This is a genomic window from Actinobaculum sp. 313 (assembly GCF_003073475.1).
GTDB lineage: Bacteria > Actinomycetota > Actinomycetes > Actinomycetales > Actinomycetaceae > Asp313.
Genome location: NZ_CP029033.1, coordinates 2,289,248 through 2,315,658 on the forward strand (window position 1 = coordinate 2,289,248; position 26,411 = coordinate 2,315,658).

Sequence of the window (26,411 nt, forward strand, 5' to 3'; positions counted from 1 at the left end):
TCCTTATACGTATCGATATAAGAGATCATCATCGTCCCGGTCGGTCGAGCTCCGCTGCGAAAAAAGCCGAGGCGGTCTTCAAAATCTCGTTGGCCCGTCGCAACTCAGCATTCTCACGCTTGAGCCGCTTGATCTCCTCGTGTTCCTCACCCGTGGGACCAGGCCGTGCACCTGTATCGATCTTCCCACCAACGCCGCAGTGACTCCGTGCTGATACCCAACCTCACCGCGATTCTGGCTGGCTGCCTGCCACGTGGAACACGAGGAATCCTCCGACAGTCGGTCAGACAACAACCTGACCGCCCGCTCCCGAAACTCCGGCGAATACTTCTTCGGCATATTCCTATCCTCTCAAAAACAGGTAGGAACAAAACCCAGGACGCTTCACTCCAGACCTGCATAATGCAGACAAACCTGCAACAATCAATTACGACGACCAGCAAACCAGACAGGAGAACCCCCACATGACCACACCACCGACCGGACCACAACCCCCGAACCCCGGTCACCAGTCGCACGAAACGCGAACACCAGCCACGACCAGCAACACACCCGCCCCAGCCCACGGTACGAACACCGCCACTACCGCTGGTCGGCGGGGTCTTCCCGGCCGGGCCTGGGCACTCGTTGGCGTCCTCATCGTGATCGCGGTGGTAGTCGCCGGGTCATGATCGCTGGCAGACACCACACCACACCCACACCAACAACCAATAGCACGAGTACGACCAGCCCAGTACCTACGCCTATCACAACTACGCCGGAACCCAGCACGACGTCGCCGACGTCTGGGGTGACGCAGATCGGAGACTGGAGCGTCGAAGTCTTAGAATACAAGCCTGACGTCACCGAGTACCTGACCACCTACGACCCACCCGTCAACATCGTTATCGAGGGCCACCGGTTCCTCGGCATCAAACTCCGCGTCACCAACACCGGCAACGAACAAGCCGACCCCTTCACCGAGCTCGGAAGACGACTCGACGGCTACACCAACGGACATAAACGACACGAACCGCGCTATCTCGATGTTGGAGTCAGTTACCGCGGAGACGACTACCTCGTGAAAGTCCCATCACTCTACCCCGGCGAGTCTGGGGAAGGCTGGCTGTTCTACGAAGTCGAAGGCGACTTCGAACTCACCACCATCGAAATGCAAGACCGCCGCGACCCACAAAACAAGACCCCCTGGACCGAAGTCCCCTTCCCACAACCCACCAACACCACACCAACCAGCACCCCATAACCCGGCCGACGAAACCCGGCAGCCAAACTGGCACCAAAAGAAACGAGGACCGCCTACCACGCGGGACAGGGCTTTTTTCGAAGTCGAATCGAACTTTGAACTGACCGAGTTCCAGATGCGAGAGTCCACTTCAAGCGGCGACTGGGTCTCGGTCCCCATCCCCGAACCCGATAACTAAGCGATCCGATAGCTTAGCCATCCGATAACTAAACCAGAGGAAGGCCGATATCCGCGGCCATCGCGCTGCGGATATCGGCAGTCCATCGTCCTTGCCAGCACCATCACGGCCGCGTTACGCAGCTTGGCAGGTGCTCCCCTGTCCGGAGAGTGCGCCAAGCTCGGGCGGGAGCTACAACTGGTGGAAGTCGTTGGACGCGTCGCCAACCTTCAGACCCGCCTTGCCGGAGAGCCGACCAAGCTCAGCCGGAGCGAGCAGTGCTAACCCCGGACGGAGTCAGCCAACCACTCGCAAGTACACCGGATTGCCCCAAACGGCACGTTCCTGCGTTCCCATCGACGGGTTCCACGCCGCGATATGCATACCATTCCCGGTGTAGATACCCACATGGCCGGGCCAAAACATAATGTCACCGGGCTGGGCTTGCGAGGCCGGAACGATGGTGTATCCACCCCAATACTGGCCGACACTACTGCCGGTGCGCCGTGGTGTGTTGTATCCGAAATGACCGAAGACGTAGTGGACGAAACCAACACAGTCCCAGCCTGCGGGCGTCGTACCGGCCCACACGTAGGGAACACCAACATACTGGCGCGCGTAGGCAACGATCTGTGAACGCAGCGAACCACCGGATGTGCTGGCAGCCGGAGCCGTGGACGCCGAGCCTGAACTACCCAACTTCGATGAACTCGCGTTGCCGTTCGACGCCGTATTGCTATTCGTCGCGGGCTGTTGCGCCGTCGGCGTCGTCACAGCCGGTGCCGGTGCTGCTGCGGGCTGGGTGGCAGCAGGTGCTGGCTGAGTGGTTGGCTGCGGAGCTGCCGGGGCTGCCGCCTGGGTCGTAGCGCCGCCATTCGACGACGCCGCAGGCTGCGCAGCGGCGGACTGTTTGGCGCGCTGCTCGGCTTCCTCCTGAGCAGCAGCAATTACCGCCTGCTGCTCTGCCTCAGCCTGCTCACGGGCCGCGGCCTCCTTCTGCTCCTGCTGCTGGCGTTCGAGTTCAGCGGTAGTACCCTTCTGCTCGGCCAGCTGATTGATGAGGTCATCGCGCTCCGATTCGATGGCGGCAATTTCCTGCTCGGCCGCCTCCGCCGCTTGCGCGGCTTCATCAGCCTTCTGGGCCGCAGCCGCTGCAACTTTTTCCTCTGCGGCCGCCTTCGCCTCCGCCTGCTCCTGTAGAGACTCGGCAACCGTCTGCAGAGCTTCAAAACGTTGGAACTTCTGGTTGGTATTATTGCCAACCAATTCATAGGCACGCGATTGCTCAGCTGCTTCATTCAAAGAGTCGGCTCCAAGAACGAAGCTCCCACCAGGCACGGTCGCTGCGCTGTCGCGATACATGGCCTGCGAGATCTGCCCCAACTCCGACCGCGCGGCCTCAACTTCTTCTTGCGCCGCGTTCGCGGCTTCTTGAGCGTCCACGGCCTCTGTAATCGCGTCTGACAGATCCTGCTGCGCCTCAATATTCGCCGCCTCGGCCTCGGCTGCCGCCATGTTCAGCTCGTTGCGCTGTGCATTCAGCTCCGCAAGTCGCCCCTCAATGCCAGTGATCGACTGCGACGTCGATGTTTCAGCCGCCTGCGCCGCCGCAATATCGTCGTCGGTCACGTCGTCAGCGCCAGCGGGAAGGACCAGCGCGCTGCTTGCCAATGCGCACGCCGCGAAAGCCGACACCAGGCGCCCGATCTTGTGGTTCTTCACCGTGCCTCCAACAGGTCTGTTCATCAGCAAGGCACAGCATTACACCGCTGCGGTCCTGCGCCACGGATGCACCGGCTCCCGGCACATCACACGACGCACGCCGCGCGCCTGCCCGCCCCGCCGATTCCCTGCGGACCGTACCTCTGCAACGCCCGATATGCGCATCGGATTTGCATCAGTTCCACAAGATCGGCGTGTCAGACTTGACGCGCCTCGCAAGGTCACAGTTACGAACCTATAACAAAAGTGTCAAAAATGAAACACGCGGGAGCAAATTTCACAAGATTCACACCTTTATCACCCCTCCCACGAGCGGATTTGTGGTCAAGGTCACTTTTGTACAGCTTAAGACGAAGCACCGTCACCTCGGCCTCGGAGAGAACCTCCCGGTCTCATATCTCGGGCACAGCACACCCCGATTTGGGGACCCCGCGCGTACCCCTTATGCTCAAAACATGTTCATGCGAATGTCCAACTAGCGTGCCACGAGGCACGCACCAGCCCCTGTCCACACAACCGAAAGGCGGGCTGGTCGGGACGCAACGTGTGACCACAGCATGAACGTCGGCGCGTCCGCCGCCCGCTCCCCACAGTTTGGAGAGCATATCCATGACCGAGCAAGAGTGGTCCTTCGATACCCTACAAATCCATGCCGGGCAGACGCCTGATTCTGACTACGGCTCCCGCGCCCTCCCCATCTACCAAACGACGTCGTTCGTGTTCCCTGATGCCCAAGCTGCAGCAAATCGTTTCGCTCTGACCGATCCCGGTCCGATTTATACCCGCCTGGCGAATCCGACCCAGAGCGTCGTCGAAACCCGTCTCGCAGCACTGGAAGGAGGCGCCGCCGCTCTACTCGTCGCCTCCGGAGAGGCGGCGGAGTTCTACACCATCCTCAACCTCGCCCGCCCCGGGGACGAAATCGTCGCTTCTCCCTCCCTCTACGGGGGTACCTACAACCTGTTGAAAACCACACTGGGAGGTCTCGGCATCACCACGCGCTTCGTCGAGGATCCGGATGATCCCGAAAGCTGGCGCGCACTCGTCAACGAAAAGACCCGCCTCCTGTACGGAGAGTCGATTCCCAACCCCAAATGCGACATCCTCGATATCGAGGCTCTGGCTGACATAGCGCATGCCTGGTCCGTACCGCTCGTTGTTGACAACACTATCGGCACGCCGTACAACGTCCGCCCCTTCGAGCACGGGGCCGACATCGTCGTGCATTCCGCCACCAAGTTCCTCGGCGGCCATGGCACCGCGATGGGCGGGGCCATTATTGAGCGCGGTGATTTCGATTGGAGGAACGGCAAGTTCCCCGCGCTCAGTGATCCGGACGACTCGTACAACGGGATCGTCTTCGGGGATCTAGGACCAGGCGGATTCGTCTCGCGTATTCGCGCGACCCTGCTGCGCGATACCGGTGCCGTCATCTCGCCCTTCAACGCTTTCCTGATCGCGCAGGGATTGGAGACCCTATCGCTGCGCATGGAACGTCACCTCAGCAATACCGCTGCGGTGGCCGAATTCCTCACACAGCGCGAAGAAGTGGCTTTCGTTCAATATTCCGGGTTAGTCTCCTCTCCGTTCTACGAGAAAGCCCAGAAGTACGCACCAAAGGGTGCCGGATCGGTTTTCACCTTTGATCTCAAGGGTGGTCGAGCCGCCGGTGAAGCCTTCGTCGATGCTCTCTCGCTGTTTTCGAATGTCGCCAATATCGGCGACGTCCGCTCGTTGGTGATTCACCCCGCCTCCACTACACATTCCCAGATGAACGACGACGAGCTGGCCGCAGCGGGAATCAGTGGCGGTACCGTTCGACTGTCCATTGGCCTGGAAGACATTAGAGACATCCTCGCCGACCTGACCCGCGGCCTGGAAGCCGCAACGTTGGTTTAAGCACCATGGCAGATATCAAAGGTCCTCGTTTCCTCGTTGGTCATGCACCGCTTGAGCCGGTGACCGACGCGGAGCCCATCGGGGATTTCGACACGGGTTACCGCCCCGCTCATCGCACCGCCATCCCCGCGTCGGGGGCATGGCGCGAAGGAGACGATCCTGAGGAACGGCAGTTCGAGAACCTGGGACCACTGGAGTTGGAGCTGGGCGGTCGCCTACCCACGGTGTACATGGCGTACGAAACCTGGGGGAAACTAAACGCGGACGCTTCCAATGCCATTCTGCTCTGCCACGCCCTCACTGGCGATTCGCATGCCACATCCGTCTCCGGCGATAGCGGCTGGTGGAATGAGATCGTCGGCCCCGGAAAGGCGCTGGACACGAATCACTACTTCGTCGTCTGTCCGAATGTTCTCGGGGGCTGCCAGGGCACAACCGGGCCTGCCTCTTCGGCACCGGACGGGCGACCCTGGGGCCCCGATTTCCCGAAATCACCATCCGCGACATGTGCGCCGCCGAGGCAAAACTGGCGGACCGGCTGGGCGTGCGGCGATGGGCACTCATAGCGGGTGCATCGTTCGGAGGAAACCGGGTGATGGAGTGGGCGGCGTCGTATCCAGAGCGCACCGGAGCCATTGCGGTTCTGGTGTCAGGACCGGCGACGACGGCGGAGCAGATCGCCTACGCACACTTTCAGAAACAGGCGATTATGCAGGACCCCAAGTGGCGCGGAGGGAACTACTACGATGCCGACGACGGGCAGGGGCCGCACCGAGGGCTCGGCCTCGCCCGCGAGATTGCACACCTGACATACCGCTGCGCGCCGGAACTAGACACCCGGTTCGGGCGTTTGCCGCAAGGCAGCGAAGACCCGTTGCATGGCGGACGTTACGCGGTTGCCAGCTATTTCGACTATCACGCCTACAAGCTGGCAATGCGTTTTGATGCCAACTCGTACCTGACGATTACGCAGGCGTTTATCACCCATGACATTGGCCGCGGGCGCGGGGGAACGGATGCCATGCTCGCACGCCTGACAATGCCCGCTTTGGTGGTGGATGTGGACTCTGACCGGCTGTTCTATCCGGATTACATGCAAACACTTGCGGACAAGCTCCCCGGCTCCAACGGGGTCGTTACGGTACATTCGCGGCACGGGCACGACGGATTCCTCATCGAGAATGACCAGGTTGCTGAGATTCTGACGGATTTCCTCACGCTACTTGATCCGAAGTACGCACTGTCGGCAGAGACACCGATCTGAGGCGCGCCGGGCGGGTTCGCTTAAATCTCCCCCAGACTCCGCCCATCGGGAATCTTCCAGACGCGCCACCCGTTAATGTTCACGTCGCCTGAGACGGCGCGAGCCGCAAGCGTCGGATCGGTATACGTCTCGCCACCGGCGAGAACGATGGTCCCCCACGGAGTGACGCGTGCATTCACCGTTACGCCTCGCCGCTGATCTGTCCACGTTACGGCAAACGGTGCATGATTGCGTCGTGCCACGGCCAGCAACCGCCCCGCCGGAGAAAAAGCATCCTCCTCTGCGGCACGCTCCACGGCATTCGAAGACACCTCTGCGGCGGAGGACTCGGAAATACTGCTCGGCTTCCACGAGGTCTCGTGCTTCGGCGCCGAGTTCTCCCACAGACGCTGCTCGGCGCGGCGTCGAGACTCCGCCTGGTCACGCAAAGACTGCTCGTAGACCGTCATCGGAATTGAACGCCGTCGAGACTGTATAGGCGATGGTGTGACCGGTGGCGGTCCAGCGGGCGAGGCACCCGCAGTTTCCTGTACGAGCGCATCGGGCTTGGCGTTCTCTTGCATCGGTTCAGGTCGCTTCCGGCTCGGCGGCGGTGCGACGAGCGGAATCTCCACCGAGGTCGCCGGAGCTACCGAAGCCGGTGCGTGCAGCTCTCGGCGTGCCGACTCACTGCCCCAGGGCCGTTCCTCCTGGCTTCCAAAGCGTGTTGGCACGGCACCGGGGCCGCTTGGATACTGCAGAGTCGCGGCAACCGATGAGTCGTCATGAGTCGGCGGTAACGCGACGGTGGAAGCATCGATGGGAGTGGCCGGTGAATCGTCCTTCACACGCGTCGCTTCCTGCCGGAGCTGGGCCGATTGAGGCGTCGGGACGGCCTGCACTGCGCCAGCGATCACCGCGACGTCTGCTGACTCCTGTCGCGCGAGAGGCACGGCTATACGATCAGCGGCGTGAGCACCGGCCTTCCTGCCCACACGATTCGACGTCGCATTCGACATTTGGACGGTTGAAGACGGGGACTGGCCCACTTCCGCCGCTTCGCTACCCGACGCCGCTGGGGACAGAACAGTCGTTGACTCATCGTCACCGTTTCCACGGATAAGGTTACGTAGCCGGTGCGAATGCCGACGTCGACGCCGCGGCGTTTGCTCCGCCAATTCGAACGTCTCGCCACCGACGGCGGAATTAGCTGACGCAGCGGTTACTGCCGAGGCAGCCGCACCTTGCGACGGTGCTCCGCTACCCCCCGCCCACACAGGTGATGTGGGCATGGGCATGGCGCCTGCCTGAACGACTTGGTCGCCATTCCCAGCCGTATCAAGCTCCGACGACGTGTCGACGCCCCGCCGCTCTTCGCGTGCAGCGGAAGCATGCGAATTTGCGCGAAGTTCGGCTCGTCGCCGTCGTGCGGCAACCTCAGCAGCCCCGGGCTGTTCATCCCGTGATGCCGCAGCTGCGGGGGAAGCCGCCGAGCTCGGCGTCGCCGCTGATGTCGGCGAGGCAACCGATCCGGCGGATGTGGCCGACGGCGCGGACGCGGTAGACGCCGCAGAGAGCGCGGACAGTGCAGAAACTGCCGAAGCGGCAGACGCGGCGGACTGCCGCGATATCAGTGATCCACCCGAGCCGGCTGCAGCACCGAGTACCGTGCTCAGCGAGGTGATTTGCGGGCGAACCTTATCGAGCGACACAAGCACACGTGCCCCAGCGTGATGCAAAGAAGCAATATGGACTTCAACATCCCCGCTTGCCAGCGCATCGATTGCCGGCCGTACACCTTCGGCGACCCCGAGAACGATGAGGAATAAGCGTGGACCGGAAGCAGGGTGAGGCGGGCACGAATCGATGAAGCTCTTCCAATCACGGGGGAACTTCTTCGCCCCCGGCGCGTACAAGGAGGCAAGTCGAGACGAACTCAGATCCGCATGACGACCTGCACGTACCAACGCCCCCATTAGTTCATCGGCGCTCAGCCGTTCCAACACCTCGACGGTGACAATCTGACCGGTGGGATCCAGCGCGATGAGGGACTCCCGGATGGAGCCGACATCGGGCTCGCTCGTCCAGGCCACGGGAAACAGTGGAGCTTCGATAAGGTCAAGGGCTCGCTCACGGATTGCCGCCAGAGCCTCTTTCACCACGGCAGAGCCACTCGCGTCAACGGGATGGGCAGGAACCAACCGCCCATTCTCCAAGGCGAAAACCGCCATGAGATAAATCCCTTCTGCACGTCCACCCGCCGAATATGATCTCGGCACCAACCAAGCCTAACCGACTCACGGCTGGAAACACGCCACGCCAGGCGGAGCGTTATCAGATTTTGACCTTCCGTCCTTGCGTGCGCAGGCACAGGAATCCGTTCAGTTCCTCCGCATTCGCAAAGTCGAGTAACACCCATCTAAGAGAATTGCGTGAATGTGCTACCCGCAGTCCGTACAGTCACGACCCAATTGGTTGATCGAGTATATCCTCTTCACCTACGGATTAGCTACTCGGCTACCACCATGTTCCCCTGGCAAGCGCCGACAACATGTACATACGCAGTATGTGACCCGGTTACCGAGTGAACACAGCTTCCCACCGACCCGTCTGCACCCCTGCTGACAGGGGGCCTCTTCATGCCGATGTTCGACGTCCAACACCTCGACCGTAACAGAGCAGCTCAGCCAGGTGAACACCCTGCGCACCGGCCAGCTGCTGCGCCTGCGTCCGGCAGGAAAAGCCGTCGGCTAAGAAAACCGAATGAGAGGATGCCGCCCGCAGTGTCGGCAGAAGATGCTGCTCCGCAATCGCCACCGAGACTTCGTAGTGCCCTTTCTCCATTCCAAAGTTTCCGGCAAGGCCGCAGCAGCCGCTAACGGTTCTGATCTGCGCTCCTGTTCGACGCAGCAGCTCTTCGTCGGCTTTCCATCCCATCACCGAGTAGTGGTGACAATGCGGTTGGGCGATTATCTCCAGGCCGGTGAGGTCGGGAAGCTCGAGGCTTTCCGGGCCAATCGGGGTGGGGGCAGTGAACAGTTCCGCCAGCGTGTACGTCATCCCCGCTACGAGCACGCTACGCGCATCACCGGGCAGGAGGTCAACAGCATCCGAACGCAGAACCGCCGTACAAGACGGCTCGACCCCTACAATCGGAATACCGCTTGCGGCGAATGGTGCCAAGATCTCCAGTAGCTGAGTCAGCTTCTTCTTTGCCGTGTCTAGCTGCCCAGTCGTGATCCAAGTCAGCCCGCAACATGCCGAAGCATCGGGCAATAGTACCGTATATCCGGCTCGTTGCAGCAACGTTACCGCCGCCCGAGCTCCGCGCGTATCGAGAGTCTCCGAGAACGAATCGGCCCACAGCACCACGTAGCGTTGTCCGGAAAGCCTTCCCTCCGGTGGAGAGTCGGCCTGCCGTTCCCGCCGTTCGAGATTCCGCGCCTCGACGCTGCGGGAGAATCTGCGCGTTGCGAAGCCGGGCATGCCTCGGCGCGGATCCACCCCCACCGCACGGAAACCAAGCCTGCGCAGCGGAGCAATTCCCATCACCGAATTGGCGATGCGTGCCACGAGGGGGACTCGGGTCACAAGCGCGGTGAGCCACGGTAGTCTGCCCAAAGTGTAGTGAGTACGCGGTCGAAGCTTCCCGCGGTAGGCACGGAACAGTACCTCACTGCGGTAACGTGCCACGTCAATTCCCGTCGGGCAATCCCGCGAGCACGCCTTACACGCCAGGCACAGGTCCAAAGACTCGAGAACCTCCGAACTGTCCCAGGCGGAAACGAGCGACCCTCCGTTTGCGAGTTCTTGTAAAACTCTGGCGCGGCCCCGGGTTACATCCTTCTCGTTGCCGGTCGCGGCATAGGAGGGACACATGAAGAAGCCCTGCTCGAAACGATCAGCCCGGCAGTTTCCCACACCGGTGCACCGGTGGACGGCACGTGTGAAGTCGCCGTCGTCCTCCTGAAAGTGGAAGCCGCCCGCGTATCCGATTGACTTGGCGGCCGGTCTGCGCAACGCCGCGTCAAGCGGATCGGGATCAACGAGAACACCCGGGTTGAGAAGACCGTCCGGATCGAACAGCGCCTTGACTCCGGAGAACAGTTGCATGACGTCACGCGAGTACATCCGCGGCAGCATTTCCGAACGCGCACGCCCATCACCATGTTCACCCGACAGGCTGCCACCGTGAGCGACGACGAGGTCCGCCGCACGTTCCATGAAGCTACGGAAAACGGGCCGTCCAGGATCCCCTTCGAACGGGAAGTCAATGCGCAGATGGACGCAACCATCACCAAAATGGCCGTACATCAGCCCGTCGAGGTTCATCTCATCAAGGAGGGCTCGCAGCTCCCGCAGATAAGCGCCCAGTCGCTCTGGTGGCACGGCGGAGTCCTCCCAGCCGGGCCATGCGGGCGCGTCGGCGGGCGTCCGGCCACCCAGTCCGGCACCGTCAGCTCGAATACGCCACAGCGCGGTCGCCTCCGGTCCAGCAAGGCAGATGCGCACCGCGGCGGTATGTGCGGCTGCGGCTAGACCTTCCGCCCTTCGCAGCACCTCCGCTTCGCTCTCGCCTTCTCGCGCGCCGATCTCGATGAGCAACCAGCCGCCGCCGGGTGGTAGGTCCGGCACGCCACCCTTCGCACGGCGCACAACATCAACGAGGCGTGCATCCATTCCCTCCACAGCCAGCGGATCGAATGCGAGGAGGGCGGGCACGTCATCCGCCGCCGTCGGCATATCCGGATAGCCCAGCACAACTAGCGCGGGCTTAGTCGGCACGGGCACCAGGCGCAACGTCGCCTCCGTGGTGATCATGAGTGTGCCTTCGCTTCCCACCAGGAACCGGCCCAGATCACGACCATTCTCCGGCAGCAAATGCTCCAGCGAGTATCCGGAGACCTGTCGTTTGAAGCGCCCCAGATCGGTGCGGATCTCGGCAAGATGAGCGTCGACCAGTTCATTCAGGCCCGGGATGGCATCCGTTCCCCGAGCAGTGTCCAACTCGCTTCCATCGGCAAGAAAACCCCGCAAACGCAGTACATTATCGGCCGTCCGCCCATATGCAACCGCGTGTGGACCGCAGGCGTTATTGCCTATCATGCCGCCCAGTGTGGCGCGATTCTGCGTGGAGGGGTCAGGACCGAAGCGCAGACCAAACGGCGCGGCAGCCTTCTGCAGGTCGGTCATGATGACACCCGGTTGCACGCGCGCCGTGCGCTGCACAGGATCGATTTCCAACACCCGGTTCATATACCGGGAAAAGTCGAGGACAATACCGGAGCCAATCGCATTACCGGCGCACGACGTTCCACCACCGCGGGAGGTGACAGGGACTCCGACATCACGTGCCACCGCGAGCACCCACCGTACGTCGTCGTCGTTGCGTGGGAAGACGACCACTTGCGGAGGTATTCGATAGTTGGAGGCGTCGGTGGCATATTCCGCGCGCCGCCGTGCCGAGGCATCCACCTCGCCACGAATGCGTTCACGTAGCCGGGCAGCAAGCTCCTCAGTACCTAGACTCATGGCACCTCCTGCCCATATTGTGCACGGAAGCCAGTCGCCACCAGTAACGGTATCCGCAGCATGGGAAACCCTCACCGCAACGTATGGAGCCGTAACGCCCCGATATGCCACGGTGGCACTTCTAGGGCGCGACCACGCATACGCCAGCCGCAGAGTTAGCCCACAAACGGCTCCATTGTGTATCACGGAGGCAACAAAACAGCCACCCGCCCCATCGTGCGAATGCTGCACCCCAGAAGTAACAACGCCCGCATGACGCAGGAGTAAGCCCACATGACGCAGGAGTAGCACTGGTGATGGGGCCGTCTCGAGTCGGCGACAGGTCCCACCCACATTAGGTAGCCTGAACTAGGTGATATGAACAGACTTGCGTCTACACCAAGGCAAAATTCCACAGCCCGTGTAGCACAATCACCACCCACAGGGAGCCTGTTCACCGACGCACACAGCACAGTGCCACGCCTCCAACGATACCGGCGATGAGGACCTGTCCGATCACCTTCACCGCCGAGGCACCGAGAAGCAGCTTGGGAAGGTGCCGAAGGCCGAAAAGCACTCAGGTGAACACGAGAGACCACTTTTCGCTCTACTGCTTACGCGCTTCGGTCAGTGCAAAACCATGGAAGGCAAGTTCTTCCGTGAAGCCAACCATCAGCGTCGTCACGAGCAGCGCCAGCACAAGCGAGGCCCCGCATCGCCGATTCGGGTTGCTCCGCGTACAATCCCCACCACCGCGATGACGAGGGGAAGCGCAGCTCCGGCTGTGATCGCTGACCACGTCTAAGCTACGTACTCGCCGCACCCCACCATCAACAAACTTACTGAGTAAGTACACTGTACTCGCTCGCGCATCTTCTTGCAGTTCACGGCACGAGTCGCCCACACCTACCGCGAGGCAGGCGCCCGCCCCGAAACTGCATCCGCCCCGCGTGAGCCCTAGATGGTCAGCGGGCAGCCCGCACAGTGGACGCGCGCTTCATCTGAGAGTGCGGTGGTATGGCAGGCGCCAAGTCCGGAGGAACAGAAGGACTGCGCGTCGTCAAGGATTCCAATGCGGTCGTAATGGTCGAGCATGGTTCGTACGAAGACCTCGGAAACTCCTACCTTCACGGCGATTGCGTGAACGGTGCCACCGGCCCGTAGTTCCTCCAACACCCGTACCGCAACCATGCCTCGCTTAGACGTATTCTCCGCCGCACCGGAAGGCCGCGCCTCCAGCAGCCGGGAACGAACAGGAACCTCCGACGTCGACGAGCGAAGGGAAGTGTCCGACGCCGCACGGCCACTCGCGTTCGGGCGTCGAACAGCGTAAAGCGGAAGGAGCCGCGGCGTCATATGAACAGACGCCCAATCTGGAAGACAGCCACCGCTAGCAGCCAGGCAACCGCCAACTGCACAATGACAGCCAGCGTAGTCTTCTTGCCGCCTATCAACTTGGCCTGTTCCGCGACTGTCGCCATACACGGCGTGTATGCCAGCACGAATACCAGGAAGGCGAAAGCGCCCAGCTTCTGATACCCCTCACCCGCCGATGCGGTCAGGGACTCGTCCAGCAACTGCGGTAGTTCGCCCATATCTTCGCCGTTGTCTTCGGCATCGCCACCGTCGACCTCCGGATCAAGGTTGTAGGAGGTGACGATGGAGGAAACCACCGTTTCCTTGGCGACAAAGCCCGTCATCAGGGCGCCGGTCATATGCCACTCACCAAAACCGGTGGGAGCAAATACCGGTTCCAAGATCTGGGCGGTCTTGCCGTACAGGGAATCTTCCATGGCAAGTTCGGGGTCAGCGAATGACTTACCGGCTCCGCCGCTCCCCATCGGGATTGCGCCCATGAGCCATACAACCATGCTCATCAGAACGATGATCTTGCCGGCACCCTTCACGAAGGTCCAAGAGCGAAGCCAGGTGTTGCGCAACATCACCAGCAACCGCGGCAGCTGGTAGGCCGGCAACACAAGCATCAGCGGCGCGGCTTCCTCATTTCGGGTAATGAAATGCTTCAGGACCCATGCACCCAACACGATCAGGACGACCGAGAGCACATACATCGCCCACACAACCGTGCCGGTGCTGCCCTGGAAGAAGATGCGCGCAATCATGAGGTAAATGGTCAAACGCGCAGCACATGAGGTGTACGGCGTGATCAGAACCGTGACGAGCCGTTGGCGAGCGGAGGGCAGCGTACGCGCCGCCGCCAGCGACGGCAGGTTACAACCGAAGCCCATAATCAGCGGCAGAATCACTCGACCATCCAGGCCGATACGGCGCATGAGTCGGTCTCCGAGGAAGGCGACACGGGCCATGTAGCCCGAATCCTCCAAGATAGACAGTGCCACGTAGATAACGAACATGAGCGGGAAGAAGCTCGCAACCACACCCATGCCCGTTGCCAGTCCTCCAACGAGCAGTGCTTGCAACCATGATTCTTCCAGCCCGACTAGGCCGAGAAGCCAGGTAAATCCATTGGCGAGCGAAATCGCGCCTTCGTCGTCGGAAGAGAACAGTCCATCGAACCAATCCTGGACGGGACCAACCCATGTTCCGGCGAGTTGGAAGAGTACCCACAGCAGGCCGAAGAAGACGAGGAGTCCGAGTACCGGATTGAGAAGGAATCTGTCGATCTTATCCGAGCGTGACAGATACTTCGGATCTGCCCGATGATCGCGGATCTTCGTCTCGACCCCATCCACCCAGGAGAAGAGAACCGCCGCGCGATCCATTTCCTCTTCCGAGGAGCGTTCCACGCCGCTCCTCACTGTCGGCGCCGCCGCCATGGCAGCGTCCTGGGCGTGCGAGTTGCAGCATTCGCAGTCCGTTCCATTCACACATTGCCCGTCGACGATCTCGCAGGCGCACTCACTATCGGCGGACGCAACCGCCTCGGCCAGGAGATCCCTGCCGTCCACCGTTGCACCTCGAACTCGTGCCAGCGCCTCGGTGGCGGCCATCTGCGAATAGCCGGGGGCCGCCGGATCGGGAGCTATGCCACTGACACGCGGACGAGTCGAGAGCGCCGTCGCCATCATCTCGTTGAGCACCGCGTAGTCTTTGCCACTGCGCGGGTCAATCGCCATGACGGGGATGCCGACTTCCTTCGCGAGCGCGGACACATTCACAGGCTCATCGTTTTGTACCGCCACATCCGCCATGGTCACGACGGCGGCAACCGGTTGCCCAGTCTGTGCGATCTGGGCGAGCAGGTACAAGGAGCGTGTCATGGAGGACCCGTCCAGCACCGCCAGAATCAGGTCAAGGCCGAGCCCGGTATCCGGATCCGTCATCGATCCGGAAGCCCCGGAGACGGTATCGCTGACCACCTGCTCGTCGGGGCTGTTGGCGATCAGTGAGTAGGTTCCGGGGAGATCGAGCACGCGCGCTCCAAGAGCTCGCCACTGCCCGGACATGACCTGCACCGTGGTTCCCGGCGAGTTGACAACCTTTTGCCGTGCTCCAGTGACGTGATTGAACAGGGTTGACTTACCGACATTGGGGTTACCGACCAGCACAATGGTGGGTTGACGATTCTTATCCAAGGTGGTCACAGCCGGTTGCGGCGCTCCACTCGGGCCGCAGTTGGGGCAGCTCATCCGATTACCTCCGCATCGATCAGTCGGGCAGAACGGTGATCCACTGCCACTCGAGAGCCCGCAACATTGAGAATCAATCCACCGAAGCCGGCGTGTTGGGTCACGACCGCCTCAGTGCCGGGCCTTATACCGAGTTCCTGCATTCGCAGCATGTTTTGGGCGGGAAGATCAACATCCACTAGCCGCAATTTGACGTGCCGTGGGCAATCATGAAGCTTCACTAGACAAACCTCACTAAACCAGTCGTTTGATGCGCGCATATCGCCTTTGCTACTAGTTAGGTTAGCCTCCTCGGTCACAATCGTCACATCGAGAGCGGAGAATCGGGAAATATAGATTGATTCAAGTTTGGCGAGACGGAGGCAGAAACGCCCGTACGCAGCGCTTTTCCACCACCGAGCCCACAACGGGCGGCCACCCGCAAAAACACCCGACAGCATCGGCGCCGGGTCTTCATCAGCGCCGACCACACACCGGCACCAACCCTGCATCAGTGCCGTGCCTGCAGCAGTACCAACCCTGCATCAGTGCCGTGCCTAGCCACCCTGTCGCTCCGCCTCCTCCTGCTCAGCTATCAGAACCCTTACCCCGACGGAACGGAACGGCTCCACATCCGCTTCGCAAGCCGGGCTCAGAACGTGCGCATCGGTGATCAATGTCCACGGCGTCTCAAGCCGTGCCCAGGCGGCAACCGAAGATCGATGCAGTTTGGTATGGTCCGCCAGAACAACAACCTCGGACGCACGCGTGGCAGCTACTCGCTTCGTCGCTACCTCCTCCAAGGTGGGCTCCCCGACGCCGTCGTACGCATCAACCGCGTCAACACCCAGGAAGGCGACATCGTAACGAAACTGACGTATGGCATCCGTCGCAAGCGTTCCAACGAGTCCATGTGAGAGCGGAGCGACATCGCCGCCGACCACAATCGTGCGTACATGTGGCCAGTCGGCCAGCAAGATCGCTATTTCCAGCCCACGCGTTACCACGGTCAACTCCGCGTCGCGCGGAAGATTGGCGACCAGTGCCGCGCAGGTCGAACCCGCGTCCATGAACACCGTGCCACCGTGCGTGGGGAGCCACGCGGCTGCGACGTCGGCAATGGCGTGTTTGGCGGAAAGCTCATGGGTGAGACGATCCCGCAAATGTATCTCGGTAAAACCAACCGCTCGGTTCGCGCCGCCGTTCGCACGGGCGATCCTCCCCTGCTTCTCCAAGCGGACCAAATCGCGTCGGATCGTTGCCTGCGACACTCCCAACATCTGCGCCAGCTCCGACACATCGGTGGTTCCACGGCGAAGAAGCCGCATTACCTTCGCCTGCCTGGCTTCAAGTTCCGCCTGGCTCGACCGTGCCATGTCCACTCCTTAGCGTCCAGGTTTCCCGAATCGGCCCTCCGCCAACCGCAACCGGTTGAAGTTCACCCCAACCGGTTGCCTGGCGCAGACCGACGCCCGATCTCTGGCGGGCGCCGCTACCGCATGGCAGTGGCCGCCGCTTCACATGCGACGGCCACCGCCAATTATCTATCACGCGTACTGTGCACGGATATGATCGGCGAAAGGTGCGTACTCAACGCCTGTGAGATACGCGGATCGCATGGTCGCATTATCTGCCTTGCCTGTTCCGGCGATATCGAAGGCCGTACCGTGGTCCACCGAGGTCCGGAGAATGGGCAGTCCCACCGTCACCGACACGGTGCCGTCGAAATCATACGTCTTCGAGGCGATATGCCCCTGATCGTGGTACTGCGAGAGTACCCCATCATATCTTCCCTGCAAGCCCTGGTGGAAGACGGAATCAGCGGGAATCGGTCCGGCAACCTCAATCCCGTACTCGGTTCTCACCCGCTCAATGGCCGGCGTAAGAATCTTGATCTCCTCGTCACCGAAATGCCCGCCTTCACCACCGTGCGGGTTGATTGCGGCCACCGCCAAGCGTGGCTCCGGCACCCCGAACACCTGTAGTGCGGTATAGGCCCGAGTAATCGATCCTACCTGGCCATCAATGGTGATGGCGTCAAGCGCCTTGCGCAGCGATAGATGCCGAGTGGCAAAGAAGATACGCAAGGAGTGCGCCGGGTTCTCGCGATTGCGACACACGAACATGGTGTCCTGCTGCGACACACCCGTAAGATGCCCGAGCATTTCCGTGTGCCCGAGGAACTCGGAACCGGAAGCCCAGATGGCCTCCTTGTTGATCGGACCGGTCACAATGCCGGCGACCTTGCCCTCCAGCGCCGCGGTGGTAGCGGTTTCAATGGCGACGACGGCGGCGCGCCCTGCCCGCGCATCCACCTTTCCCCATTCGGGCAGATCATCGCCCAGCACACCGGTGTCGAAAACATCGACGACGCCTTCCCCTGCGGGGTCGGCATCCCAGTGACTGAGCACGCGCACCTCAGCATCGACGCCGAGGGCACTGATCGCTCGGCGCACGGCGGCGGCGTCGCCAACGGCGATACCGTGCGTACGGCTGTCACTCGCGAATTCGAGCAGGGTTTTGACGGCGATCTCCGGGCCGATGCCCACCGGATCGCCAATGGTCATTGCGAGTACGGGACGTGTCATTGTTCGCTCCTTCATTCCAACTCATTACTTATTGTCTGATAACTGTCTTGTGTTGATCGGATAATTAGGCGGATTCCGCCCGGATCGGCCGCCCAACTTCTCCGGCGCGGCGGGGCATCGGGACCATTCGCCCGAGTTGAGCGACGCGGCCCCGGAGAGCTCGGGCATCGCGCCTCTGGAAAGCTCTGCCATCGCAGCCCACCGGCAAGGCCTGGACGTCGCGGCCCTTCGCTGAGTGCCGGGTCAGCCGCCTCGGATGAATCGCCCCGAGGCGCAGACGCTTCCACGCCACGCATACGGACGGCGTCGCACCAGATATGGCATTCGGGCGGAAGCCACCGACCGCAGACCCCGCCACCGCTCAGTAGCTCGGAATGTGGAATCGCGACCGCCCCATAAACACCGGCACCATGCTTCCCGTTCCCGACTGCATCTGTCGATGGTTGCTGTGCGAGCACAGTGTTACACTCAGCTCCCACTCGTTTGTTCCTTGTGCACCGCCGGGCGGGTACGGACCCAGCGACGCCGCTGATCGACCAGATTCTCCAAGTGTTCGATGCACCGCAGCGCGCCATCGCGTTCACCGATGAGCCCGCCCTTCGTCAAGATCGGCGTACCCGCCCAGCCGCCGCCGACGATCTGTCCGGAGACGGCTAGCGGCATAACCTCACCTTCCACTTCGATGCCGCGGGCATCAAGCGCATTCAGCACGCTAGCGGTGATATCACCTCCCGTGGTGTACAGGCCGTCGACCTCGCACTCCTCCATCACTCGGCGCACCATGGAGCTGATCACTCTCGGCAGCTCCTCCGCCTCTTCCCGAGTCAACTGTCGGATATCAGCCTTTTCCAATACAGATGCCCACAGCACGATCCGATGCGGGCTACTCGTCAAGGCGGCCACCAACGCCGTCACCGAGGCATCGAGTTGCGGTAGGCGTTCACCTTCGGGAATGAAGGGACGAACCACGGTGACCTGCCGGTTCTCCTGCAGATGCGCCAGCTGGGAGATCGTTAGATCGGTCGACGATCCGGACACCGCGAGAATTGGGCGCCCAGCAGCACCGGCGATTAGCCCCATGGCACGCGCCATAGCCAGTGATCCCGGGCCTGGATCAATGCCGCAGAGCACCACGTCGGCCCGGCGCGCGGCACGCACCGCAGCGGCAGCAAGCAGGTCAATATGCTCCAGCACAATGGCATCGCCGACCACCACATCGAGCCCCGGATCCTGGAATAGCTCAGTGAGCCGCTCTTCGAGAACGGTGCCCGGTGCGGTTACCGCATCGATGGGAATGCTGACGGCCGTGAGCGAGGTATGTTCCCGTAGAATCTCGGTCACCGAGGATGTTCGCATGGGGGAACGCACATCGTACGCCAGCTCGGTTGCCTCGAGGCGGCGACCGCCCAGCAGTTGGTGTCCATCAACCGTCACACGGCCGGCATCGGGATGGGCGGGAATGCACAAGCCCACCGCCCGCTTTCCAGAGAATTCGGTCACCGTATCCAGAAGCGACTGAGCGGCTACCCCAACATTCCCGCGCAATGTGGTGTCGATGCGGGCACAGGCGAGCCTGACCGGCCATCCGGCCGCAACCGCACGACGCATGGTTTGCGCAGCATCGCGCGGCGCCGCGTGCCGCGAATCAGTAGCGGCCACGACGACGTCGAACTGCGGGTGGTAGTCGGCGATGGCTGCGCCGGACCGGTCCACATTAGCCGTCACAGCGCGCATACCGGCACGGGCAAACCCCGCCGCACAGGCATTTCCTCCTGTCAGGTCGTCGGCAACAATAAGGGCATCAGCCATGACAGCGCCTCAAACAATCAGGGAGAGAATCAGTAGCAACGGTATGGAACCGGCCCAGGCCGCCGTCGTGATACCCGACCATCCGCGTAGCGCATCCGTTCCTTCCAGACCCGTGAAGCGGGTGACGACCCAGAAATACGAATCGTTGAAGTAGGAGAAGACCATGGATCCGGCCGTACAGGCAATCACCGCAACCAGCGGAGCTAGACCGGTCTGACCCATGATCGGTGCCGTTACCGAGGCGGCAGTAATAATCGCTACTGTCCCGGATCCCTGCGCAATGCGTACCAGAGTAGCGATGAGGAACGGCACCAAGAATGCCGGTAGAGCAGTTCCCGCAATGGCGGACGCTACTTCGTCGCCCACACCGGAATCACGCAATACTTGACCGAAGGACCCGCCCGCGCCCGTGATCAACAGGATCAGACCGGCAGAGGAGGCCGACTCGGAGAACCAGGAAGCGAACTTCTTCTTCGGTGCCCAGCGCGGCATGATGAAGTACACCGCGATGACCAGTCCGATCAGCAGCGCGACGACCGGGTTACCCAGGAAAATGAATGGTTTAGCCCAAGCAGATGCAACGTAATCCGGCTGGCCGGGCTGCCCGAGCGCCGGGTTGCCTTGCTGCGCCTTATCGATGGCGCTGGCTACGGTGTTCGCAAGGATTAGGATCAGCGGAACAATCAACGGTAGCGATCCGCGGAATGCCCCCACGCTATGGGGCTTGCTCCCCTGCGGTGCCCCACCGAAGTACTCGTCGGGGTCGTAGGTGACGATTCTTCCGTCGCGGCGCTTGGGCTCATGCCCGAGAACACCGTACACGGCCTCGCGAACCTCAGGAAGAATCTTGTCCTCGAGCTTGGGACCGATCCACTTCGCGTACAGAACCACTACGGGAAGCAGAAGGAGCGTAAAGATAGCACCCGTCACGATGACAAGGCCGAGATCCGCACCTAGAATGCCGGTGGCCGCCAGAGGCCCGGGTGTTGGCGGGACGAGATGGTGGGTCAGGGTCATTCCACATCCCAGCGCCAGGGCAAGGGTAACGTATCCGCCGCGTTTGACACGAGCAATCGAGCGTGCCAGCGGATTCATGATGACGTACCCGGAGTCGCAGAACACCGGGATGGAAACAAGATTGCCAACGGCGCCCATCGCCCAGGCCTCTCTCCCGGAACCGAAGGCGCGCAAGAAGGCGTGGGCCAAGGCGTCTGCAGCCCCTGATACTTCAAGGAACTTGCCGATCATGACACCAAGACCGATGACGATTCCGATCGTTCCCATCGTCGATCCGAATCCATTTGTAATCGAACCGACCAGACCAACGGGGTCTTGCCCGGCAATCAGACCCGTGGTCAAGGACGCCAAGATAAGGGCAACAAAAGCGTCAAGGCGCGTAAGCAGGACGACGGCGATGATCACCGCTATTCCCGCCAATAGCGCGAGGATGAGTTGCACATCCATGTGAACCTCCTAAACGTGTAGCGACGTCGCTAACACATCCAGTATATGCACACATGGCGCATATGGAGTAGCGTTATTGACACATCATGCGCATATCAGGCGTTGGAGGGGACGTCGTCCGCTGCTGCCCGCGTCGTCCGCTGTCCTGCTGCTCACCCGCCACTGCCCGCGTCGTCCGCTGTCCACGCCGCCCCTGGCGCCGCCCGAGCCAACCGTGCACAGGTTACCCACGCCCATGCCCGGCCCTGCCACCACCACGCACATACCACCAACACAGCCACGCACATACCACAGCACGCGAAAGGGCGCCGACCGGGAATCCCCGATCAGCGCCCTGCACTTTAGCACCCTGCGTTGCAGTACAGATACTCCACTACAGCCAGGCACGTCCGCGTCGAGACCGTGCTGCCCTTGCGTGCTTCACACACGCCCGTTAGCACTACACCGCGTATCGCGGGCGCACAGGTTTCCGAGCTTCGCTCGCGGCAGCCTACTCTTGCTCGGCAGGCTGCTTGCCAGCCACACTGCTCGTCCTGCCGCGGCCTACTTGTCCTGCTTGCGGATCTCGTTGGCGAGGTCTGCCATCTGCGCCGCAAGCTCGGTCACCTGGCCCGCCAGATCAACCGGAGCGGTCGCAGGCGCAAACGAGATGTGCTCCGACTCATTCGAGATCGCTGCCCGCCCGGCTTCCAACCGCGCCACTGGCACACGGAACGGCGAGCAGGAGACGTAGTCGATTCCAATGGCGTCAAAGAAGTGGATCGACACCGGATCGCCACCGTGCTCACCACATACGCCGCAATGCAGCCCCGGCTTTGTCGAACGTCCCCGCTCGACTCCCATTTCGACCAGCTGACCGACACCGCTCCAATCGATCGTCTCGAAGGGCGAGGTGCCGAAGATACCGTAATCGAAGTAGTCGTTGAAGAAGGCCGCCTCGACGTCGTCGCGCGAGAATCCCCACGTGGTCTGGGTCAGATCGTTGGTACCGAAGGAGAAGAAGTCCGACTCGGCGGCGATGCGCTCAGCGGCGACCGCAGCCCGCGGTAACTCGATCATATTGCCAATCGGGAGAGCGAGCTCCACGCCCGACTCCGCCTCAACATCCGCAATGATCTTCTCGGCTTCATCACGCACGATCTGCAACTCGCGGATCGAACCGATGAGCGGAACCATAATCTCCGGGCGCGGATCTTTACCTTGCTTCTTGCATTCGACGCAAGCCTCCGCGATCGCGCGGATCTGCAGCTTGATCAAGCCGGGATCTTCAGACCAAGGCGGACACCGCGCAGGCCGAGCATCGGATTCTGCTCGTGGTTCGCCTTCACGGCTGCCAGCAGGCGCTTCTCATGCTCGGTGACTTCCTCGCCCTTGGCCTCCTTGACCGCCAGTTCCACCGAGAGCTCCGTCAGATCCGGCAGGAACTCATGCAACGGCGGATCGATCAGGCGCACGGTGACCGGCAGGCCGTCCATGGCGCTGAAGATTCCAACGAAGTCGGACTTCTGCAGCGGCATCAGCGCATCGAATGCAGCCTGCTGCTCCTCCTCGGTCTCGGCGAGGATAACCGCCTCAATCAGCTTGCGGCGGTCGCCGAGGAACATATGCTCGGTACGGCACAGGCCAACTCCCTGCGCGCCGAAGGAACGAGATCGCTCGGCGTCTTCCGGGTTGTCAGCGTTTGCCCGTACCTCCAGGCGCCGCTTCGCATCGGCGTGGGTGAGGATACGGTCGACGGCGTAGACCAGTTCCTGGGTGTCCTCATCGGGAGAGGCAGCCAATCCGGCCTCAAGACCGTGCGAGATGTAGGTCATCACCGGGGAATCAACCACCGGGACCTCACCTTCAAAGACCTCACCGGTTGTGCCGTCGATGGCGATAACATCACCGGCGTGCAGCGTCTTGTCCTGCGACTTGACGTAGACCGTCCCGGCCACCTCATCGACGACGAGGTCCTCCGCTCCGACCACGCAGCAGCGGCCCATGCCACGGGCAACCACGGCGGCATGCGACGTCTTTCCCCCACGGGCGGTCAGTACGCCAGCAGCCGCAACCATGCCCGCCAGGTCGTCCGGGTTGGTCTCGCGGCGCACCAGGATAACGGAAGCACCCTCGGCCACCCGAGACTCCGCCTGCTCATTGTTCAGCACAATTTCGCCCACGGAAGCCCCCGGCGAGGCGGGCATGCCCCTGGTCAGTACCTTCGCCGAAGCGGACTTGTCGAACTGCGGGAACAGCAGCGAGGTCAGCTGGTCGCCCGTGACGCGGGTAACTGACTCATCGGTTGTAATGAGCCGCTCGTCCACCAGTTGCACGGCCACACGGAAGGCGGCTGCTGGCGTCCGCTTGCCAACACGGGTTTGCAGCATCCACAACTTGCCCTGCTGGATGGTGAACTCGATATCGCAGAGGTCGCGGTAGTGCGTCTCCAGCTTCTGCATAATGCCGCGCAGCTCGTCGTAGGACTTCTTGTCCACACGCTCCAGATCCGCCAAGGACAGCGTATTGCGGATACCGGCGACGACGTCCTCCCCCTGTGCGTTGATCAGGTAGTCACCGTACACGCCCGAATGGCCGGTGGAGGGGTCACGGGTGAAGCACACTCCGGTGCCCGAGGTTTCGCCCATGTTTCCAAAGACCATGGTGCAGATATTGACCGCCGTTCCGAGGTCATTGGGAATACGCTCGCGACGCCGGTAGATGCGGGCACGGTCGGTGTTCCAGGAACGGAAGACCGCCTCAATGGCTAGGTCCATCTGGCGGCGAGGATCCTGCGGGAAGTCTTCGCCGGTGGCATCCTTGACAATCTGCTTGTACTCGACGACGAGTTCCTTGAGGTCGTCGGTGGTCATATCAAGGTCGCCCTTGTATTCCTTGCGATCCTGCAGGGCCTGCAGTGCATTGGCGAACAGGTCGCCGTCGATATCCTGCACGGTCTTGCCGAACATCTGGATAAGGCGCCGGTACGAATCCCAGGCAAAACGCTCGTCGCCCGACTGTGCGGCTAGCCCCTGAACGGACTCGTCGTTCAAACCGATGTTCAGTACCGTTTCCATCATGCCCGGCATCGAGAACTTGGCGCCCGAACGCACGGAGACCAGAAGCGGATCGGACGGATCACCCAGACGCTTCTGCATCGTCTGCTCGACCTCGCGCAGATGTGAGGTGACTTCGACATCGAGAGTCTCAGGGGTATGGCCGGCGCTGAGGTAAGCCCGACATGCTTCGGTCGTAATCGTAAAACCCGGTGGGACGGGCAGGCCGAGATTCGTCATCTCGGCCAGATTGGCACCCTTTCCACCGAGGAGGTCCTTCATGTCCTTGTTACCCTCAGTGAATGAGTAGACGTATTTTGTCGCCATTGAGTTCCTCCGTTGGAGCGCTTGTATTCAGAATTTGCAGGCCATTCAAAGGCTAGCACCCGCGAGTGCCGGATTGAATAGACAGCAGTATATAGGTCTTCGGGCCCATTGATCACCCCTGCCGCGCCACACTATATCAATTCCTACGGAAAAGGCGATACACAATGGAGAAGCGGAGAGAGAACCAGGCAGGGCACCCGGCAACCTGAAGGAGGAACTCGGTAGCGAAACCGGGTCAATTGACAGCCCAGCGACGCTCAGTAAGCCGGTGAACACCGCCCCTTCTCAGCTCCGACACGAGCGACTCACGTCCAAAGTTTCAACACGAGCGACTCACGTCTAACACAAACCGCAGCGATTCCACCGCTCGCACCAATCGACACTCCCCAGATGGCAGATCAGGCACCGAGCAGCCACACTCCGGCAAACCCACATGAGGCCGCGACAATATACGACGCCAGAGTCCCGATAATGAAGCGTTCGGTCAACGCTGGATTCGACTGTAAGTCCGCCCAGCGTCCCAGTCCTTTAATGGCGACGACGGCGGCAACGAGTCCGGGCTGACCGGCAAGGATACACCCGGCAATAGCAATGCGCTCCAGCACCCCTATCCAGGTACCTCCGCGCAGCACCTCCACCGGCCGTTCCTCTTGCGGAAGGACAGTGGCGGCATGCCCGCCGGAGCGGGGTACTTGGCCATTTCCGTTATCGCTTACCCGAGCCAGGTGCAGCACAACTTCAACTACCACCCACCCGATAAAGACCGCTGCCAGTAACGTTACGACGATGATTAACCACGCCATACTTCCCCTTCCGTCCAGCCCTGCAACGTACACGGGGTGTGCGCGACGATTAAGCACGTCATACTTCCCCCGCCCGTTTGCTGGACCCACCACTATCTAACTCGTGCAATAGCCGTACGGCCAACGGCCATACCGCCTGTTCCTCCGCCCAGTGCGCTCCGAGGCGACGCTGAGAGACGGCCTGCGGCGTGATGGAGAGGGCGCGAGCTATCGCCTGGCCGGTCTCGCCCGACTCCAGCAGTTGCACCGCCTCGCGTTGGGCCACGGTCCGGGACTGCACAACAATGCCAATCACGTGCAGCAATGCCTGTAGTTCTGCGGCCCGAGCCGGGCGGTCGAGCGCCTCGCCGCGCAAGGGGTTTACTTCGACAGCGCTCCCGGCGGCGGCTGATCGACCGCGTGCCGCGGTGCGAACTCCTCTTTTCGCGGCCGACGCGGCATGTACCTCGTCGGCAGTCGTGCCTTCACCATTGGAAACCGTCGGCACGCGAACAGCCAGCGATACCGGCAGCCGTTTTGACGCCTCCACTGCCTCACGGGCGCACACGAAGGCCATCCCACTGCCCTCACGCACCGAAGTGGGGAGATTCTCCTGCGCATCGGGCGCGCATCCAATTCCGATATGCCACCCTCCACTGCGTAGGACCCGTCGAATCGCTTCCGCCGCGGCAATTGCGGATATCGGCACCCCCTGTGCTTCGTCTCCCACCGTGCGTTCGAAAGGAAGGAGCGTGGGCACATCCTGCAGCATTGCGAGAAGTTCTGGAATACGATCTGCCGTGCGACGCGATGCCACCTGATCAATGGTTAGCACGAACATACAGCCACCATAACACACATCAAGCCTTTCAACTTGATATGCCAACATCAACTTCCAACCCTTGATGCATGCCGCACGTTACCAATGTATGCAGCGTTACGCCGATGCATGCCGCACGTTACCAATGTATGCAGCGTTACGCCGATACATGCCGCACGTTACCAATGTATGCAGCGTTACGCCGATACATGCCGCACGTT

General features: G+C 61.6%; 16 protein-coding genes and 1 pseudogene. 4 read left to right on the forward strand and 13 right to left on the reverse strand.

Translation table 11 applies throughout. The features are described from left to right. Positions 1 to 667 precede the first annotated feature (667 nt). A complete protein-coding gene (locus tag DDD63_RS09900) occupies positions 668 to 1,243 on the forward strand; it encodes a hypothetical protein (protein ID WP_125482502.1) in 576 nt (191 codons plus the stop codon). Positions 1,244 to 1,697: 454 nt separating this feature from the next. Here DDD63_RS09900 and DDD63_RS09905 read toward each other — a convergent pair whose 3' ends face one another. After that, positions 1,698 to 3,122 carry a C40 family peptidase gene (locus DDD63_RS09905; RefSeq protein ID WP_240611254.1) on the reverse strand — a complete coding sequence of 475 codons (1,425 nt, stop codon included), beginning with the start codon at positions 3,120 to 3,122 and terminating at the stop codon, positions 1,698 to 1,700. 609 nt (positions 3,123 to 3,731) lie between these two features. Here DDD63_RS09905 and DDD63_RS09910 point away from each other — a divergent pair. Genes DDD63_RS09910 through DDD63_RS13415 form a run of 3 tightly spaced genes read left to right on the forward strand, consistent with a single transcriptional unit; the run spans position 3,732 to position 6,285 of the window. Beyond that, positions 3,732 to 5,021: a PLP-dependent transferase gene (locus DDD63_RS09910; protein WP_108716230.1), complete on the forward strand. Its 1,290-nt coding sequence runs from the start codon at positions 3,732 to 3,734 to the stop codon at positions 5,019 to 5,021. A 5-nt stretch (positions 5,022 to 5,026) separates the two neighbouring features. Next, complete coding sequence (locus DDD63_RS13410; RefSeq protein ID WP_346426213.1) at positions 5,027 to 5,587, forward strand: hypothetical protein; 561 nt, start codon at positions 5,027 to 5,029, stop codon at positions 5,585 to 5,587. Then, on the forward strand, positions 5,527 to 6,285 hold the full coding sequence (locus DDD63_RS13415; protein ID WP_346426214.1) for an alpha/beta fold hydrolase: 759 nt from the start codon (positions 5,527 to 5,529) through the stop codon (positions 6,283 to 6,285). The genes DDD63_RS13410 and DDD63_RS13415 overlap by 61 nt, the downstream gene beginning before the upstream one ends. 20 nt (positions 6,286 to 6,305) lie before the next feature. Here the strand turns inward: DDD63_RS13415 and DDD63_RS09920 are convergent, their stop codons facing one another. The 12 genes and pseudogenes from DDD63_RS09920 to DDD63_RS09975 form a co-directional block, all read right to left on the reverse strand. Beyond that, positions 6,306 to 8,543 (reverse strand): hypothetical protein, encoded by a 2,238-nt coding sequence (locus DDD63_RS09920; protein ID WP_125482503.1) that lies wholly within the window; start codon positions 8,541 to 8,543, stop codon positions 6,306 to 6,308. Between the two features lie 358 nt (positions 8,544 to 8,901). Beyond that, positions 8,902 to 11,796, reverse strand: a complete 2,895-nt coding sequence (locus tag DDD63_RS09925) for an FAD-binding and (Fe-S)-binding domain-containing protein (RefSeq protein WP_108716232.1) — start codon at positions 11,794 to 11,796, stop codon at positions 8,902 to 8,904. Positions 11,797 to 12,732: 936 nt separating this feature from the next. Next, a complete protein-coding gene (locus tag DDD63_RS12065) occupies positions 12,733 to 13,131 on the reverse strand; it encodes a hypothetical protein (protein WP_125482504.1) in 399 nt (132 codons plus the stop codon). Then, positions 13,128 to 15,341 (reverse strand): ferrous iron transport protein B, encoded by a 2,214-nt coding sequence (gene feoB, locus DDD63_RS09935; protein ID WP_240611255.1) that lies wholly within the window; start codon positions 15,339 to 15,341, stop codon positions 13,128 to 13,130. The genes DDD63_RS12065 and feoB overlap by 4 nt, the downstream gene beginning before the upstream one ends. 41 nt (positions 15,342 to 15,382) lie before the next feature. Then, the gene (locus DDD63_RS09940) at positions 15,383 to 15,607 is read right to left on the reverse strand and encodes a FeoA family protein (RefSeq protein ID WP_240611256.1); all 225 of its coding nucleotides are present in this window, start codon (positions 15,605 to 15,607) and stop codon (positions 15,383 to 15,385) included. A 315-nt stretch (positions 15,608 to 15,922) separates the two neighbouring features. Then, entirely contained in the window at positions 15,923 to 16,741 is an 819-nt protein-coding gene (locus tag DDD63_RS09945; RefSeq protein ID WP_108716235.1) for a DeoR/GlpR family DNA-binding transcription regulator, read from the reverse strand. A 171-nt stretch (positions 16,742 to 16,912) separates the two neighbouring features. Continuing rightward, positions 16,913 to 17,953 carry a 4-hydroxythreonine-4-phosphate dehydrogenase PdxA gene (gene pdxA, locus DDD63_RS09950; RefSeq protein WP_108716236.1) on the reverse strand — a complete coding sequence of 347 codons (1,041 nt, stop codon included), beginning with the start codon at positions 17,951 to 17,953 and terminating at the stop codon, positions 16,913 to 16,915. Between the two features lie 468 nt (positions 17,954 to 18,421). After that, a complete protein-coding gene (locus tag DDD63_RS09955; protein ID WP_108716237.1) occupies positions 18,422 to 19,762 on the reverse strand; it encodes a four-carbon acid sugar kinase family protein in 1,341 nt (446 codons plus the stop codon). A 9-nt stretch (positions 19,763 to 19,771) separates the two neighbouring features. Next, positions 19,772 to 21,226 carry an SLC13 family permease gene (locus tag DDD63_RS09960; protein WP_205647240.1) on the reverse strand — a complete coding sequence of 485 codons (1,455 nt, stop codon included), beginning with the start codon at positions 21,224 to 21,226 and terminating at the stop codon, positions 19,772 to 19,774. Between the two features lie 645 nt (positions 21,227 to 21,871). Further along, positions 21,872 to 24,588: pseudogene (gene ppdK / locus DDD63_RS09965) on the reverse strand (pyruvate, phosphate dikinase); the annotation flags it as partial. 398 nt (positions 24,589 to 24,986) lie between these two features. Beyond that, entirely contained in the window at positions 24,987 to 25,391 is a 405-nt protein-coding gene (locus tag DDD63_RS09970; protein WP_108716238.1) for a hypothetical protein, read from the reverse strand. 58 nt (positions 25,392 to 25,449) lie between these two features. Further along, positions 25,450 to 26,211 (reverse strand): hypothetical protein, encoded by a 762-nt coding sequence (locus tag DDD63_RS09975; protein WP_108716239.1) that lies wholly within the window; start codon positions 26,209 to 26,211, stop codon positions 25,450 to 25,452. Positions 26,212 to 26,411 lie beyond the last annotated feature (200 nt).

What these genes read in the sequence shown, in the direction of transcription:
- DDD63_RS09910 (WP_108716230.1), top strand. Translation starts at nt 3,732, where the DNA reads ATGACCGAGCAAGAGTGGTCCTTCGATACCCTACAAATCCATGCCGGG.
- DDD63_RS09970 (WP_108716238.1), bottom strand. Translation starts at nt 25,391, where the DNA reads ATGGCGTGGTTAATCATCGTCGTAACGTTACTGGCAGCGGTCTTTATC.
- DDD63_RS09960 (WP_205647240.1), bottom strand. Translation starts at nt 21,226, where the DNA reads ATGGATGTGCAACTCATCCTCGCGCTATTGGCGGGAATAGCGGTGATC.
- pdxA (WP_108716236.1), bottom strand. Translation starts at nt 17,953, where the DNA reads ATGACACGTCCCGTACTCGCAATGACCATTGGCGATCCGGTGGGCATC.
- DDD63_RS09975 (WP_108716239.1), bottom strand. Translation starts at nt 26,211, where the DNA reads ATGTTCGTGCTAACCATTGATCAGGTGGCATCGCGTCGCACGGCAGAT.
- DDD63_RS13415 (WP_346426214.1), top strand. Translation starts at nt 5,527, where the DNA reads ATGTGCGCCGCCGAGGCAAAACTGGCGGACCGGCTGGGCGTGCGGCGA.
- DDD63_RS09945 (WP_108716235.1), bottom strand. Translation starts at nt 16,741, where the DNA reads ATGGCACGGTCGAGCCAGGCGGAACTTGAAGCCAGGCAGGCGAAGGTA.
- DDD63_RS09955 (WP_108716237.1), bottom strand. Translation starts at nt 19,762, where the DNA reads ATGGCTGATGCCCTTATTGTTGCCGACGACCTGACAGGAGGAAATGCC.
- DDD63_RS13410 (WP_346426213.1), top strand. Translation starts at nt 5,027, where the DNA reads ATGGCAGATATCAAAGGTCCTCGTTTCCTCGTTGGTCATGCACCGCTT.
- DDD63_RS12065 (WP_125482504.1), bottom strand. Translation starts at nt 13,131, where the DNA reads ATGACGCCGCGGCTCCTTCCGCTTTACGCTGTTCGACGCCCGAACGCG.
- DDD63_RS09925 (WP_108716232.1), bottom strand. Translation starts at nt 11,796, where the DNA reads ATGAGTCTAGGTACTGAGGAGCTTGCTGCCCGGCTACGTGAACGCATT.
- DDD63_RS09900 (WP_125482502.1), top strand. Translation starts at nt 668, where the DNA reads ATGATCGCTGGCAGACACCACACCACACCCACACCAACAACCAATAGC.